Here is a 17,599-nt window from a genome sequence, read left to right on the forward strand (position 1 = left end):
ACCATGAAGCCAACTCTCCCACCCCGTTGGGCCACAACTCTCCTGAGTTGGTGGGCCGACCCCAACACGCAGGAAGAGGTGCAGGGCGACTTGCTCGAACTCTACGACTACTGGGTACAGACCGTTGGCGAGCGCCGTGCCCGCTGGCGATATGCCCTGAATGCATTGAAACTAATACGGCCGCTGGCCAAACCTAAATCATCGTTAGATTACCCATCACCTTTTTTACTAAGTCCTGGTATGATACGTAATTATGTCAAAATCGCTTTTCGAAACCTCGCCAAAAGCAAGGGTTATTCCTTCATTAACATCACTGGTCTGGCAACAGGTATGGCCTGTACGGTATTGATATTTTTAGCTGTCAGACACGAAACCAGCTACGACCAGAATAACGCAAACGGGAGCCGGGTGTATCGGGTTGAAGGTGAAAATATTAAAGAAAAACACAGCTATCCGGGTACGTATACAGGCATGGCCAATGCCTTGCGTACCGACCTTCCCGAAGCGGAGTTAGTCGTTCCCTTGCTTCGGGTTTGGGGCAGTACCTTTGCGGTGCCCAACTCCGATAAACGGTTCAAGGAGCCGTTCATATTTGCCGACAATAAGTTATTTCATTTGCTTGATTATCAATGGGTAGCGGGCGATCCCCGCACTGCGCTGTCGCAACCCAATACCGTTGTACTGACACGTGCGTATGCGGAAAAGTATTTTGGCACGACGGATGTACTCAGCAAAACCATTCGGCTCGATAATAAGCAGGATTTGCTGGTAGCTGGTGTATTGGAAGACCATCCAGCAACAACCAGTTTCCCATTCGATCTGCTGGTTTCGTTTCCTACGATCAAAACAGCCAAGCCCGATATTGACTTGAATAAGTGGAATGGCTGGAATGATAATTTTCAGGTGTTTGTGTTACTGAAAAATGGTATCAATCCCGCCCAACTGACCAAACGCTTCCAGGCTATTATAGTCAAATATATGGGTAAAGAAGCGCTATCCGACAAGCGTTTTTTTCTAAACTCATTATCTCAAATTCATTATAGCAGCAATCTGGGCGGACGGTCGGCTAATATACCTTTACTCAAGACACTGTCGTTTATCGGTTTGCTTGTACTGCTGATTGCCTGTTTTAACTTCATCAATTTAAGCACAGCTCAGGCATTCAAGCGGGCGAAAGAAGTCGGTATTCGGAAGGCCATTGGCAGTAATCGCTGGTCGCTGATTTACCAGTTTCTCACCGAGGCTGGCCTGCTCACACTTTTCGCTGTCCTCTTAGCCATCCTGTTGGCCTGGATTATGCTGCCTGCCATGGCTGATACGCTGGCGGTTCCATTGAAATCGCCGGATTTATTTACCTGGCAAACCGCCCTATTCGCGCTTGTTCTGGCCGGCCTGACAACTTTATTGGCAGGGGTCTATCCGGCGTTTCGGCTATCGGGCATGGCGCCGATCTGGGCGTTGAAAAACAATACGTTAGCGCACGGGAAACAGTGGTTTTCCCTGCGACAGGGACTAGTGGTGGTTCAGTTTACGGTATCATTGATTCTTATCAGCAGTGCCTTATTGATCAATCAGCAACTTACCTTTTTCCGGAATGCTGATCTGGGTTTTAATAAGGCAGCCATCATTACGGTTGGTCTACCAGATAATAAGCTCGAAAATTTACAGGCCCTACGCAATCAACTTATCGAATCACCACTGATTAAAGATGTCAGCTTTTCGTACAATAGCGCATCGGCAGAAAGTAACTGGATGCAGGGTATGCAGTATCGGAAAGGTGCCCAGGCCACCGATATCAAAACCCAGATGAAAATGGGTGATTCCCACTATCTGGATACGTACGGCATTCAATTGTTGGCCGGAGAAAAACTTAAAGACACAGATACGTCCTCAGCCTCCTTTAAACTCATTGCTAATGAGGTATTTATCAATCGGATGGGCATTAGTCGTCCAACGGATGCCATTGGGCAGCGTGTGTACTACGGAGACGGCGAAGAGTTTGCAACGATTATTGGGGTCGCGAAAAACTTTAATGTCAATTCGCTACACCAGAAAATAGATCCAACTGTTATTCAGGTCGTACCCAAAAACTTTTACCAGGCAGGTATCAAGCTGCAAACCGAAAAGCCTACGGCCGAGACCGTACAGGCGGCTTTGTCGCAAATTGAAAAAGCATGGATAGCCACCTTCCCAACGCATGTATTTGATTACAGTTTCCTGGACGAATCACTGGCGCAGGCTTACCAGTCTGAAACCCGGACAGCGGAACTTATTGAGGTCTCGACATTTCTGGCCATGTTGATTGCCTGTCTGGGTTTGTTCGGCTTAGCTACGTTCACGGCTGAACAGCGAACCAAAGAAATCGGCGTTCGTAAAGTATTGGGTGCTTCGGTTGCTGGTATTGTTACACTGCTCTCCAAAGACTTCCTGAAACTGGTGTTGATCGCCATTGTCATTGCTTCTCCCATCGCCTGGTACGCCATGAGTCAGTGGCTTCAGAATTTTGAGTTCAAAGTCGAGATCCAGTGGTGGGTATTTGCGCTGACGGGCCTGTTGATGGCCATAATTGCCCTGTTGACCGTCAGTTTTCAGAGTATTAAGGCGGCTCTGGTCAATCCTGTAAAAAGCTTACGAAGCGAATAGACTGTACTGAAGTATATGTTTTACCACAACTGAACGTCGAAGAAAATGAACCGTAATTTTTTGATAATAGGATTGCTGGCGGCAGCTACCGTGGCATCAGGAATTGGAGCGCACGCACAGAATCGTGATGCAGAAAAATACAACAACTATTACATCGTCAATCATGATAAATCGGGAACCTTAAAGGAAACGGTGCATACATTTTATGAAGGGCATGAGTATCTGTTTGCGTTGAGCAACGGCATACTTGATGAATTACGGGTTGACGAGGAGAAAATCCCCGCCGACAACTATGCACCCTACAATGGCGTCATTAATACAATCAGGAAGCAACTGGCGAAAGACCAGTTAGAGGAAAGCAGAAATCAGAAAAAACGCGTTCATGAGCAGGATTTTCAGGCGAGTGTTAATACCAGATATACGCTGACTGAAGCTCATGATGTCAATTCCCAAACCAGATTTGATCAGGAGCAAATTCATGCCAGCCAGACGCATACAGGCATAAGTCACGAAAACGTTGATGCCGATCAGACGATGATGAGCAACATGATCGATGACTTAATCAAGGACAGTATTGTATCGAGTCAGAAAGAATTAGTGTCGGTCACGCTGTCTGCTACCGAGATGACGGTCAATGGTAAGAAGCTGCCCAGCGCCATTTTTAGTCGCTATAAAGAAAAGTACAGTATGTGGGCGGCTGGCAATTTTTCTTACGGCGGTAACCAGCAGAGCCATAGCGGCATTCACATAAGAAGACGCAATGACTAAATACTAGCGTAAAACTTCCCATTTACAGGATGAGCAAACCACCTCGCTGGCCCCAAAAACTCCTTCATTGGTGGGGCAATCCTACTACTGAGGAGGAAGTGCAGGGCGACCTGCTCGAACTCTACGACTACTGGGTAGAAACGGTAGGGGAGCGACGCGCCCGCTGGCGGTATGGCCTGAGTGCACTGAAACTGGTACGGCCACTCACAAAGCGAAAACAAGACTATTCGACCCCTTTTTTCCTAAGTCCTACTATGATACGCAACTATTTTAAAATCGCTTTTCGCAATCTTGTGCGAAACAAGGCCTATTCGTTCATTAATATTGGTGGGCTGGCCGTCGGAATGGCTGTGGCTATGCTTATTGGCTTATGGATATGGGATGAGCTTTCCTATAATAAATACCACCAAAACTACGACCGTATTGCCCAGGTCATGCAAAACCAGACGTATAATGGGGTCGTTACCACACAGGAGCATAATCCAATGCCATTGGGCAATGCACTTCGCCGAACATATGGAACGGATTTTACCTATGTGGCAATGTCGTCGGGTACTTTTTCTACGATCCTGGCTGTTGGCGAAAAGAAATTTACCAAACTCGGCAATTACGCCGAACCCGAAATTGCCGACATGCTGAGCCTGAGGATGGTGAGAGGAACACGGGCCGGTTTAAAAGATCCATCATCCATCTTACTGTCGGAATCAGTAGCGAAGGCGTTCTTTGGGGAAAGCGATCCGGTTGGTAAGTTGTTGAAAATCAATGATGAGTCGAGCGTAAAAGTGGCAGGTGTCTATGAAGACTTTCCCCAGAACTCGCAATTCAATGAGGTGTCATTTCTGGCACCCTGGGACATTATTGCCAGGGCAACCAAAGACAAAGACAATTGGGATAGCAATCAATTTCGCACATACGTCCAACTGGCCGATAAGGCTGATGTGGATAACGTTTCGGCGAAGATCAAAGACATTAAATTAATGAACGGGCGGAAAGAAAGCTGGCAATATAAAGCCCAGATGTTCCTGCATCCGATGCGTAAATGGCATCTCTACTCCGAATTTGAAAATGGCGTGAGCATAGGCGGACGAATCCAGTACGTTTGGTTATTTGGTATAATCGGTGCGTTTGTCTTATTGCTGGCCTGTATCAATTTCATGAATCTGAGTACAGCCCGCTCCGAAAAACGAGCTAAGGAGGTGGGTATTCGGAAAGCTGTCGGTTCGGTACGGAGTCAGTTGATCAGTCAGTTTTTCAGCGAATCGTTTTTGGTGGTTCTACTGGCATTTGCGCTGGCGATCGGACTGGCAACCATCTCGATGACAGGTTTTAATGAGCTGGCGGGGAAACAAATTACCATGTTCTGGCTCTCACCTTATTTCTGGTTAATTAGCATAGGGTTTATTGCGCTGACAGGCTTTCTGGCGGGGAGCTACCCGGCTCTTTACCTCTCGTCTTTCCAGCCCATCAAAGCATTGAAAGGATATGGGTTTCAGGTAGGTCGATTTGCCGCACTGCCTCGTAAGGTACTGGTTGTGATACAATTTACGGTATCAGTCACCCTTATCATCGGCACCATCATTGTTTATCGACAGATTCAATTCGCTCAGAGCCGCCCGATTGGCTACAGCAGGGCCGGTTTGATCATGATTCAAACGCCGACTCCCGATATTCATGAGCATTTTGAGGCCGTTCGGTATGAATTGCAAAAGGCTGGTGCCGTTCTGGAAATGGCCGAATCACACAGCCCATTAACCGACCTTTTTCTGTCATTACCTGATTTTGACTGGCGTGGTAAAGACCCGAATCTACAAGCTAGTATTGGTACAATTAAAGTATCGCATGATTTCGGGAAAACCATTGGGTGGCAATTTGTGCAGGGGCGGGATTTTTCAAGAAAATTTACGACCGATTCGGTAGGTATGGTGCTGAACGAATCGGCCGCGAAACTCATGGGCTTTACGAATCCGATTGGCGAACTTGTTAAAGGGGGGGATTTCTTAAACGGAGAATCCTTTAAGGTTATCGGTGTCATTAAAGACATGGTCATGGAATCGCCCTACAAACCCGTAAGGCCATCTGTTTTTGTCATCAATAAGCGAAAAGGCAATTTTGTCGTTCTGAAAATAGATCCGGCAGCCAGTGCCAGAGAAGCGTTGAGTAAAACCGAAGCAGTTTTCAAAAAGTACAATCCGGCTGCTCCGTTCGACTACAAATTTGTCGATCAGGAGCATGCGTTGAAATTTGCCGCCGAAGAACGCGTTGGTAAATTAGCTTCCGTGCTGGCTAGCCTCGCCATTTTCATCAGTTGTTTAGGACTTTTCGGCCTGGCCTCGTTCATGGCCGAGCAGCGTACCAAAGAAATTGGCGTTCGGAAGGTACTGGGTGCTTCGGTGCTTAACCTGTGGGGTCTGCTCTCCAAAGACTTTGTGATCCTGGTGCTTATTTCCTTCGGTATTGCCACGCCAATTGCCTATTATTTTCTCGATAACTGGCTTCAGAAATACGAGTATCGTACCGAGATTTCGTGGTGGATTTTTGCCCTGTCTGGCGTCGGCGCTCTGGTTATTACGCTATTGACAGTAAGTTTCCAGAGTATAAAAGCAGCTTTGGTTAACCCGGTCAAAAGTTTACGATCCGAATAGATACCATTAAGTCAACCCGAAGGCACCGTACTACAAACGGTGCCTTTTTTATTGTCCGTCAGCGTACGCAGTTTGTCCGTTTTTGGACAGTGCGCCGTAGCGATAAATCCGAAATCTGGCCATTCCTGCTCAGAATAGCACCATTCGTTAGTTTGGCAAGGCATTTGACATACAGAAATAGAGGAAATAAAAAGAGCGCTACAATTTTATCGATTACCTCATGCGACGAAGTGACTTAGGTGAGTTTGAAGAGGTTGTTTTGCTGGCCGTGGCTGTGCTTTCTCCCAAAGCCTATTCGGTGGTTATCGCTGAAGAACTCGAACGGGAAACCAACCAGACTGTCAGCACGGGGGCCGTGCATGCCGCCCTGCAACGACTCGAACAGAAGGGGTATCTCACCTCCTATCTGGGCGAGGCAACAGCCGAACGGGGCGGACGACGAAAACGCCTGTTTACGGTTACGGCACTGGGCGGGCGGATCATGAGCGAGGTGCATCTGGTTCGAAATCGGATGTGGGAACGGATCATTCCTACCATTCGGCTGGAATGGAGCTAGTAGCCCATTGTGTGCTATGAAATCGAAGCCCCCAAACCCCAGCAACGGCCCATCATCCGTGAAACATCGGCCCGCACCTGGATGGATAACTAAACTCATTGAGTGGCTGTGCGCCCCGCATCTGCGGGAAGAAGTGCTGGGCGATCTCCATGAACGCTATGCCTTACGAGTAGAACGATTGGGTGAAGCCCAGGCCCGCCGACGGTATTGGCGGGACGTGCTGGCCTATATGCGGCCTTCGATTATTAAACGACAGCCCACGGTCCGACGATTCGGTCAATATCCAAACCCAACAACTACAGACATGCTACGGAATTACGTCAAAATCGCCTTTCGAAACCTGAGCAGAAACAAGGCGTACTCCTTTATAAATATTGCGGGTTTAGCGGTGGGCATTGCAGCCTGTTTACTTGTTTTTCTGGTGGTTCAGTTTGAGCTGAGTTTTGATAATTTTCATACTAAAAAAGATCGGATTTATCAGGTTGTTTCTGAATTCCATTATGGTGCTGTAAGCTACGGCGAAGGCGTCCCTTTGCCCGTACCCACTGCACTCCGATTAGACTATCCGCAACTGGAAAAAGTGGCTGCCATCGTAGCAGGGGGCGGTCAGATCAATATCTACGATAGCAAGAAGCAGATTATCGAGAAAAAATTCAAGGACGAAGGTGGCGTGTATTATGCTGAACCTCAATTCTTTGCAATGTTCGATTTCGGCCTGTTGGCTGGTAATCCCCAGACTGCACTTTCTGAACCAAATACGGCGATTTTGACTCAGGAAACGGCCGAAAAATTCTTTGGTGACTGGAAAGAAGCAATCGGAAAAACAATCAATGTCGGTAATGGAAAAGATTTTTACCGAGTTACGGGGATTTTAAAGAATATACCGGCTAACTCCGATTTTCCATTGAAAGTAGTGCTATCCTACAAGAATTTTCTGCAAGGAAGTAGTAATCGGGATGACTGGGAAAGCGTTTCTCACAACTGGAATTGTTTCATTCTGTTACCTCAGAATGTATCGCCTGACCAGTTCAATTCCTGGATGCTGGCTTTCGATAAAAAGCACAAAACACCTTACCAGCTAAGCCGGGTTCGTAATTTTATCCGCCCTCTCGATGAGGTGCATTTTGATAGCCGGTTTAGTAATTTCTCGGATCATACCATCAGTCCGGAAATGATTCATGTGCTGGAATTGATCGGGGTATTTTTGTTGCTGGTAGCCTGTGTCAATTTTATCAATCTGGCAACCGCACAGGCCGTTAATCGTTCCAGAGAAGTAGGAGTTCGTAAGGCTCTGGGCAGTAATCGGGGGCAGTTGACAAGTCAGTTTTTGGGAGAAACTACCGTCATCACAATTGCCTCTTTGTTTATTGCTGTACTTCTGGCCCAACTGACACTGCCATTCCTGAATCAATTACTTCATTTTTCACTGCACCTTTCTTTCATCGACAATCCAACGCTACTGCTGTTTTTAGCGGTGACAGCTATTGTCGTGATTTTTCTGTCTGGTTTTTATCCAGCCTGGGTGTTGTCGGGTTTCAAGGCAACGTTGGCCCTTAAAAGTAAAATTACCGCAAAAACAATTGGAGGCATTTCGTTACGACGGGGTCTGGTGGTGACTCAGTTTGTCATTGCGCAGGTTCTTATTATTGTTACGGTAGTGATTGTGAGGCAAATGAGTTTTTTTCAAACGAAATCACTGGGCTTTGATAAAGAGACGATTGTAAGAGTTCCCATCCCGAATGATAGTATAAGCCGAACAAAATTCGATCTCCTGAAAACGCAGTTAGTACAACAATCGGGCATTGAAAATGTCAGTTTTGCATTCAGAGCCCCGGCCGACAAATGGACCTGGAATACCCCATTTCGCTACAACAGAAACCTGAAAGAAACGGATTTCTCGGCGCTCTTAAATTGGGCAGATGCTGATTATTTCAAGACATTCAACCTGCCAATTATTGAAGGCAAGGCGTATTCGGCCAGCGACACGGTACAAGGTTATGTAGTTAATGAAACCCTCGTAAAAAGACTGGGTGTGAAAAATCTCAGAGACGTTATTGGAAAAGAAATAAGTGTCTGGGGAGGAATGAAAGCACCGATTGTGGGCGTTGTCAAAGATTTTCATGCCCACTCATTGCATGGAGCTATTCCGCCAGTTTTGATGGCAAGCCGAAAAAATAATTTCGGGCTGATCGGGGTAAAATTACAGCCTCAGAACATAAAAGGAGGGTTGGCTTCTGTAGAAAAAATCTGGACCCGAATTTTTCCGAATTACATCTACGAATACGAGTTTCTGGATAAAAGTATAGCCCGGTTTTATGAACAGGAAGAACAGCTCTCCATACTTTATAAACTGTTCTCGGCTATCGCAATTTTTATTTCATGTCTGGGTCTATACGGACTGGTCTCATTTATGGCCGTGCAGCGCACACGGGAAGTCGGTATCCGAAAAGTACTGGGTGCCTCCGTCTCACAGATCGTCTATTTATTCTCTAAAGAATTTACGATACTGATTGGCGTAGCCTTTGTCATTGCGGCTCCCGTTTCCTACTACTTTATGCAAAAGTGGCTCGAAAAATTCGAGTTTCGTATCCCGCTAAGCATCGGTATATTTTTGATTGCCATCGGTCTTTCTGTGTTGATTGCCTGGATTACAGTCAGTTACAAAGCGGTGCGAGCGGCCTTGATGAATCCGGTTAATTCCCTACGATCGGAATAGCCAGAAGCTATGAACACACCCAGAAACCGCGCTGGCGGACCGGTTGGACCGCCCCGCTTCGCTGACCGACTGCTCAGGCTCTTCTGTGCCCCTCATCTTCGGGAGGAGGTACTGGGCGATTTGCATGAGCGGTATTACCTGCGGGCGCAGCGAGCCGGTGCGAACGCAGCCCGCCAACGGTATTGGCGGGACGTGCTGGCCTATGTACGGCCTTCTGTGATTAAACGAAAATCAAGCAAGTATCCTAATCCAACAACTACAGACATGCTACGGAATTACGTCAAAATCGCTTTTCGAACCCTGAGCCGACATAAACTTTATACGGCCCTTAACGTGGCTGGTTTGACTTTCGGTATCACCTGTTTTCTGCTGATCGGATTATACCTGTTCGATGAGCTGACGTTCGACCAGCAGCATAGCCGAACGAACCAAATTTACCGGGCCATTCAGCATAAAAAAACGCCTGCTGAAGACCTGACCATTGCGGCATCGAGTTACAAAGTAGCCGAAGAGTCGAAGAAAAGCATTGGCGAAATCGAAAACTCGGCCCGGATTACCCGAACCGGAAGAGCCAATATAAAAAATCCGGAAAACAAGAATACGTTTCAGGAAACGGTCGTCTTTGGTAACCCAGGCTTGTTGGAGATTTTTGATTTTGAGGCCGTTGATGGTGATAGTAAATCGGCTTTGAACGAGCCTAATTCCATCATTCTTGCCGAAGAGCTGGCACAACGACTTTTTAACACGACGCAGGTTGTCGGAAAAACCGTTGAGTTTGAGTTTATACCAGATAAGCCGCTGAAAATAACGGCTGTTCTGAAAAATCATCCTCGCAATTCAAGCTTCGATTTCAATCTGGTTATATCGGAAGCGACCATCAGCAGCGACCAGGATTTTGATGAAAGTACGTCTAACTGGGCTTCCCAAAATTTCATGACGTTCTTTTTGTTGAAAGATAAAGCCAATCCGGAGGTAGCCGCTACGAAAATCACGCATTTACTCAATGCCAATGTCAAACTGGATGCAGGCACTTCTATGAGCTATAGCCTGCAACCTCTGGCCGATATTCACCTTTTTTCGGAGCATATTATTGACGGTGCCAGAAATTCCAACGTAGAAGCAATGAGCCGGGGAGTTTTCCTCTACATCAAGATCTTTGCCATTGTGGCTTTGTTTGTGTTGCTCATTGCCTGCATCAATTACATGAATCTGGCCACGGCCAGGGCTTCAAACCGGTCGAAAGAAATTGGCGTTCGCAAAGCCAGTGGAGCGTTTCAGAGCCATCTCATCCATCAGTTTCTAACCGAGTCACTGGTTGTGACCGCCATCTCGTTTGGGTTGGCCGTGGTGCTGGTGAATATACTGCTTCCTGCCTTCAATGAATTCACCAATAAAGAACTCTCTTTAGGTATTCATAGCAATTATCGCATTTGGCTTTACACACTTTTTGCGCTTGTTATTACGGGTTTATTATCAGGTAGTTATCCTTCCTTTTTATTGTCGAAGTTCAGCCCGCTTTTTTTGCTGAAAAATCTCAGGATCCAGAACAGAAGTGGTTTGTCGTTGCGGAAAGGATTGGTCGTTTTTCAGTTTACAATATCGGTCGTCATGATGATTGCCACCATCGTACTTTTTCAGCAAGTCCAGTTTATGAATAACAAGAATCTGGGCTTCGATAAAGAGTTATTGCTGGTAATCGATATCAATAGTAGTAAAGTACGAAGTGATGCCGAAACGATCAAAAGCGAATTTAGACGAATCGCTGCGGTCAAAAATGTATCGGTTACCTCCAGAGTACCGGGCGAATGGAAAACAATTCCAACGGTCAAAATCAGGACCGAGGGAAATACCGATGAACACAAGGTTGCTTACCTGATAGGGGCCGATGAAAACTTTGCCAAAACCTTTAACGTGCGGCTATTGAACGGTCGAAATTTTGGTGGAATGGGCGATACGGCATCCGTTCTTCTCAACGAAACAGCGGCTAAACTACTCGGTATCGAGGAGGCTTCGGCGCAGCCAATTGAAATACCATCCAGAGCAATGGGGGGAAGCTATAATCCGCTCAACGAGACGAATCAGCCTTTTAAAGCAAGAGTCATCGGCATCGTAAATGATTTTCATTTTCAATCATTACGCGAAAAAATTGCTCCGATGGTATTAGCCTACCAGAAGAATCCGGTGCATAACATTGATTACTTTACCGCACGGATCGAAGGTAGGGATATTCCGGCGACACTGGCCAAAATGAATGATGTTCTGGTCAAAATTGACCCTACAAATCTGCTGGAGTATCACTTTCTGGATGAGCAACTGGCTCGTTTTTATGCCGAAGACCGACGCCGTGAAACCCTGTTGATCTGGATCGCGCTGGCTACGATTTTCATCGCCTGTCTGGGGCTTTTTGGCCTGGCCACCTACGCTGCCGAACAACGGATCAAGGAAATTGGCGTTCGCAAAGTGCTGGGAGCCAGTATTTTGAATTTAACTGCCTTGTTGTCGAAAGATTTCCTTAAGCTGGTCCTGATCGCCAATGGCATTGCTTTTCCGCTAGGCTGGTGGGTAACGAATCAATGGTTAAACGAATTCGCCTATCACATCAGCGTCGAATGGTGGGTATTTGTTGTGGCGGGCGTTGTCGCGATAGGCATTGCCCTGGCTACTGTCAGTTATCAGGCCATCAAAGCGGCTTTAATGAATCCGGTAAAATCCCTGCGATCGGAATAAAGAATGTAGAATTCGTAATTGACCAGGGAGCGCTGATAAGCATTATCCAGTATGAACACACCCCGAAACCGCGCTGGCGGACCGGTTAGACCGCCCCGTTTTGCCGACTACCTGCTCAGGCTCTTCTGCGCCCCGCATCTGCGGGAGGAAGTGCTGGGGGATCTGCATGAGCGGTATTACCTGAAGGTGCATCGAGTGGGCGAGGCCCAGGCCCGCCGACGGTATTGGCGGGAAGTACGGGCTTATGTGCGACCAGCGATCATCAGACGACAAAGTAGTGACTTTTCCCAACCAACAAATACAGTTATGCTACGCAACTATCTCAAAATCGCTTTTCGAACCCTTGTTAAAAACAAAGGGTACTCGTTCATTAATATTGGAGGGTTGGCTATTGGCATGGCCGTCGCGGTGCTGAATGGCTTATGGGTATGGGATGAGTTGACATTCAATACCTATCACAACAATTACAACCGAATTGCCAAGGTTACGGAATTAGGCATACGGGATGAAGGGAAACGATATTCCAATACGACTTTGCCCTATCCGCTGGCTACAGAACTTAAAACCAATTACCCTGGCTATTTCAGACACATTCTCATTGCGCGGGCAGCAGAAGATTATATTCTGGCTGCTGGCGAAACAAAATTAAGCCAGAAAGGGCAGTTCATAGATGGGGGTATTGCTGAAATGCTATCCTTAAAAATGCTCGAAGGTACCTGGGCGGGACTGAACGATCCGAACTCGATCTTACTTTCGGCATCGGCAGCCAGGGCTATCTTCGGGAAGGCTAATCCAATAAATAAGCTCGTAAAGATCAATGCCAGTATGGATGCCAAAGTAACTGGCGTTTATGAAGACTTACCCTACAATACCGAATTTCACGAGGTGAAATTTTTTGCTCCTTTTGATTTATGGACTTCTGTCAATCCCTGGGTAAAGCAGCAACAGTGGGATAATTGGTTCCTCTCTATTTATGTCCAGCTTCAGCCACAAGCGGGGTTTGCCCAGGTTTCTTCCAGTATTAAAGATATTGAAATCAATAAGCTTAAAAAGCTCGAGGGAGCCCAGGAACTATTGAAGAGGCAACCGCAAATCAGTCTGCTCCCGATGCGTAAATGGCATTTGTATGGTAGCTATGATGTAGATGACGCAGGACCTGTACAGATGGTATGGCTAATTGGTCTGATTGGTGTCTTTGTCTTACTCCTGGCCTGTATCAATTTCATGAACCTGGCAACGGCCCGTTCGGCGAAGCGAGCTAAAGAAGTAGGTATTCGCAAGGCAGTAGGTTCACAGCGTGGGCAATTAGTCAGCCAATTCTTTAGCGAGTCATTTCTGGTCATTTTTCTTGCCTTTATAGTCACTATCCTTCTGGTTACCGTGTCGTTGCCCTGGTTTAACGATCTGGCTGCCAAGCAACTGAACTTTCCCTGGACTAATCCCTATTTCTGGCTCGCCGGTCTTGGTTTTGTCGGGCTAACAGGCTTTCTGGCAGGCAGTTATCCCGCTCTTTATTTATCATCCTTTCAGCCAGTCAGAGTCTTGAAAGGCGTTCCTGGTTTAGGTGCATCCGGGGTCGGGCGTTTGGCGACTATACCCCGAAAGGTACTGGTCGTGGTACAATTTACGGTTTCGGTTACCTTAGTCATTAGTACGCTGATTGTTTATCGGCAAATTCAACATGCTAAAAACCGCCCGATTGGTTATAGCCGGGCGGGCCTGTTGATGATTCAGGAAAAAACGGCCGAGTTCGATGGTAAGTTTGACCTGATCAGGCAGGAACTGAAAAATACTGGTTTCGTTTCCGAGGTAGCGGAGTCGAGGAGTTCGGTAACGAATATCACCATGTGGAATGGCGGCTTTTCCCGGAAAGGAACTGTAATCACCTGCCCAAATGGATGTGGTACACTGCCAGTCGGTACAGAATATGGCAAAACGGTAGGTTGGCAATTTACAGCAGGGCGCGACTTTGCCCGAACCTTCGCTAGTGATTCGTCGGGGTTCATTGTCAACGAATCGTTTGCCAAACTGACCGGGTTGAAAAATCCTGTAGGTGAAACCGTTGTGTGGGCACCTGGATGGCGTAAGCCCAAGCCATTTATTATTCTGGGTGTCGTAAAAGACATGGTGGCCTTGTCGCCTTACGAACCAACGATACCGACTGTCTTCTTTCTGGAGAATGCTTATGACTGGATCAATATCCGAATCAATCCGAATGTGAGCGTAGCGGAAGTTCTCCCCAAACTGGAGGCTGTCTTTAAGAAGCTTATCCCCTCGGCACCCTTCGACTACAAATTCGCTGATCAGGAGTATGCCCAAAAGTTCGCCAGAGAAGAACGAGTCAGTAATCTGGCCTTTGTTTTCACCATAATTGCCATTTTTATTTCCTGCCTGGGCTTGTTTGGGCTGGCTTCGTTTATGGCCGAACAACGGACAAAAGAGATTGGTATCCGGAAAGTATTAGGCGCATCGGTGTTCAGCGTCTGGGGCTTACTCTCGAAAGATTTCGTTGCATTAGTCAGCATTGCTTTCGGTATCGCTACACCAATTGCCTATTATTTCCTCAGTAACTGGCTTCGGAATTTTACGTATCGCACCGATCTGTCGTGGTGGATTTTTGCCATCTCAGGCGTAGGAGCATTAGCCGTGACATTGCTGACGGTGAGTTTCCAGAGTATAAAAGCCGCCTTGATCAATCCCGTGAAATCACTGAGGTCAGAGTAATGAACATGGGTATGTAAAATGAAACGACCGGTCGCCCCAAACTTGTAACGCTGCATGGTCACGGAAAATCAGTATCAATTAGTCATTTTTCAGCCTTCATCATGAACCAACCGCCCCGTTTTGCCGACTACCTGCTCAGGCTCTTCTGCGCCCCGCATCTGCGGGAAGAAGTGCTGGGGGATCTGCATGAGCGGTATTACCTGAAGGTGCAGCGAGTGGGCGAGGCCCAGGCCCGCCGACGGTATTGGCGGGAAGTACGGGCTTATGTACGGCCATCGATTATCAGACGAAAGTCAACGATTCAACCACTCCTGCGAACGGGTCGCAGTGAGTTTCCATTAACCTCTGTTTTGAGCCCTGATACGATCCGAAATTATTTGCTGATCGCCTGGCGAAATTTACGCAGCCAGCCCTTTCTCTCCTTTCTGAACATCTTCGGACTGGCACTCGGTTTGGCGAGTTGCCTGCTGATAACGTTGTATGTAGTGGACGAACTGAGTTATGACCGCTTTCATGAAAAAGCTGATCGGATTTACCGGATCAACGTCGATGCAACCTTTGGCGGTACCGAACAAAGCCTGACCCAGGTCGGTGACCCGATGGGAGAAACATTGAAGAAGGATTACCCGCAAGTGGAGGAATACGTTCGTTTTTATGACGTAAACGGGTCGAAAATTGTTCGGAAAGGCAATGAGTCTATCGACGAACGCCGATCGGTATTTGCCGATCCGACCTTGTTCAACGTCTTTACGCTACCTGCTCTTTTTGGTAATACCAAAACCGCGCTGAACGCCCCTAATTCGGTTGTCATCACCGAATCGACCGCCAGAAAGTATTTTGGAACGCCCAATGTAGTGGGTAAAACGCTTGAGGTAAACAAAGCGCCTTATACCGTAACTGCCGTTATCCGCGATATTCCACAAAATTCTCACTTTCATTTCGACTTTATCTTCTCGATGAAGAACGTCAAATACGACTGGGGGAATTATCTGACAAGCAATTTTCAGACGTATGTTGTATTAAAAGAAGGGGTTGATTACAAAGCCTTTAACCGGAATTTCTCGCAGATTATTGAAAAATACCTCTTTCCGCAGGCTAAACAGAAAATGAAGATGGTCAGTGCGAAAGACTTTAACCGGGGTGGAAATAGACTGGTGTTTACCTTATTTCCGCTAACCGACATTCACCTCCGGTCAGATCGTCGGGCCGAACTGGATGTGAACGGAAATAGTCAGTTCGTGGCTGTTTTTTCGGCGGTTGCGCTGTTTGTGCTGCTGATTGCCTGCGTTAATTTCATGAATTTATCGACGGCCCGGTCGGCCAAACGCGCCAAAGAGGTCGGGATTCGGAAAGCTATAGGCACCAGTCGGCAATCATTGATTGGGCAGTTTCTGGCCGAGTCGATCCTGACCGTGACGCTTTCATTGCTCCTCGCACTAGGATTCGCTGCCCTGATCATGCCATTTTTTAACGAACTGGCCGCCAAAACACTTTCCGTAAATCGCCTGTTTGCGATACCCATTCTACCATTTCTCCTGTTGTTGCCGATTGGGGTCGGTTTAGTCGCGGGCAGTTATCCGGCCTTTTTCCTGTCCGGTTTCAACCCAATTGCCGTCCTGAAAGGTACGATGGGGAACAATCTGAGAAAGAGCAATTTCCGGAATGCGCTGGTTGTTTTTCAATTTGCCACCTCCGTTATACTGATTATCGGTACGCTCATTGTTTACCGCCAGCTCAATTATATCCAGACTAAAAACCTCGGTTTTGACAAAGAACAAATTCTGATCATCAACGGAACCCACGCTCTGGGCTCCAATGTGGATGCTTTTAAGAACGAGGTGCTTACCCTACCGGGCGTTACCACCGGTACGCTAAGCGGGTTTCTGCCGGTGACTTCTTCACAACGGAATGGCCGGACGTTTTCGAAAGAGCGGGTTAGTTCATCCGACAATAGGATCGATACACAAAGCTGGTTCGTGGACTACGATTACATCGGAACCATGGGAATGAAAATGGTGAAAGGACGGAGTTTCTCGAAAGACTTCGGGGAGGATTCCAGCGCGGTTGTGATCAATGAGTCAATGGCGCGACTTCTCGGCTATTCCAATCCGGTTGGGCAGAAAATTTATTCGGGTGGTGATGCGACTCCGCTGACCATCATTGGCGTTGTGAACGACTTTAATTATGAGTCGTTGCGGAAAACCATCGGCCCGCTGGTATTGAATCTGGGCACAAGTACGGCGCTGGCTTCGTTTCGAGTCAATACTCAAAACCTTCCGAATCTGCTGAAACAGGCGGAAACCGCCTGGCAAAAAATGCCTACCGGTGTTCAATTCAGTTACCGGTTTATGGACGAAGCCTTCGATACAATGTACCGGGCCGAGCAGCGGATCGGACAAATTGCCCTGACATTTGCCGGACTTGCCGTCCTGATCGCCTGCCTGGGATTGTTCGGGCTGGCAACCTACATGGCCGAACAGCGCACGAAAGAAATCGGCATCCGCAAAGTGCTGGGAGCCACTACCATTGGTATTGTTACTCTTTTATCACGGGATTTCCTGAAACTGGTACTGATCGCCATTGTCATTGCATCACCCATCGCCTGGTATGCCATGAACCAGTGGCTACAGGATTTTGCGTATAAGATAACCACCGAATGGTGGGTTTTTGTCCTAGCTGGTGTTCTGGCAATTGGTATTGCCTTATTAACAGTCAGCTTTCAAAGCATTAAAGCTGCGTTGATGAATCCGGTAAAATCCCTACGATCGGAGTAGTGAGTAAACTGGATAAAAGCTACTGTAGAAGGGCTAATTCCTGAAACCG

Annotated in this window: 8 protein-coding genes; all 8 read left to right on the plus strand. The window is 47.2% G+C overall.

Translation table 11 applies throughout. From position 1 onward, the window contains the following. The first annotated feature begins 3 nt into the window (after positions 1 to 3). The 8 genes from GJR95_RS05355 (at position 4) to GJR95_RS05390 (ending at position 17,550) form a co-directional block, all read left to right on the plus strand. Positions 4 to 2,643 carry an ABC transporter permease gene (locus GJR95_RS05355; protein WP_162384894.1) on the plus strand — a complete coding sequence of 880 codons (2,640 nt, stop codon included), beginning with the start codon at positions 4 to 6 and terminating at the stop codon, positions 2,641 to 2,643. A gap of 45 nt (positions 2,644 to 2,688) precedes the next feature. After that, positions 2,689 to 3,411: a hypothetical protein gene (locus GJR95_RS05360; protein WP_162384895.1), complete on the plus strand. Its 723-nt coding sequence runs from the start codon at positions 2,689 to 2,691 to the stop codon at positions 3,409 to 3,411. A gap of 29 nt (positions 3,412 to 3,440) precedes the next feature. Further along, a complete protein-coding gene (locus tag GJR95_RS05365) occupies positions 3,441 to 6,053 on the plus strand; it encodes an ABC transporter permease (RefSeq protein WP_174260189.1) in 2,613 nt (870 codons plus the stop codon). 220 nt (positions 6,054 to 6,273) lie between these two features. After that, positions 6,274 to 6,609: a PadR family transcriptional regulator gene (locus tag GJR95_RS05370; RefSeq protein ID WP_162384896.1), complete on the plus strand. Its 336-nt coding sequence runs from the start codon at positions 6,274 to 6,276 to the stop codon at positions 6,607 to 6,609. A gap of 16 nt (positions 6,610 to 6,625) precedes the next feature. Continuing rightward, positions 6,626 to 9,325, plus strand: a complete 2,700-nt coding sequence (locus GJR95_RS05375) for an ABC transporter permease (protein ID WP_198424808.1) — start codon at positions 6,626 to 6,628, stop codon at positions 9,323 to 9,325. A 9-nt stretch (positions 9,326 to 9,334) separates the two neighbouring features. Then, a complete protein-coding gene (locus GJR95_RS05380) occupies positions 9,335 to 12,052 on the plus strand; it encodes an ABC transporter permease (protein ID WP_162384897.1) in 2,718 nt (905 codons plus the stop codon). A 51-nt stretch (positions 12,053 to 12,103) separates the two neighbouring features. Beyond that, positions 12,104 to 14,776 carry an ABC transporter permease gene (locus GJR95_RS05385; protein ID WP_162384898.1) on the plus strand — a complete coding sequence of 891 codons (2,673 nt, stop codon included), beginning with the start codon at positions 12,104 to 12,106 and terminating at the stop codon, positions 14,774 to 14,776. A gap of 101 nt (positions 14,777 to 14,877) precedes the next feature. Further along, on the plus strand, positions 14,878 to 17,550 hold the full coding sequence (locus tag GJR95_RS05390) for an ABC transporter permease (protein WP_162384899.1): 2,673 nt from the start codon (positions 14,878 to 14,880) through the stop codon (positions 17,548 to 17,550). Positions 17,551 to 17,599: the final 49 nt, after the last annotated feature.

The organism is Spirosoma endbachense (genome assembly GCF_010233585.1).
GTDB classification, from domain to species: Bacteria; Bacteroidota; Bacteroidia; order Cytophagales; family Spirosomataceae; genus Spirosoma; species Spirosoma endbachense.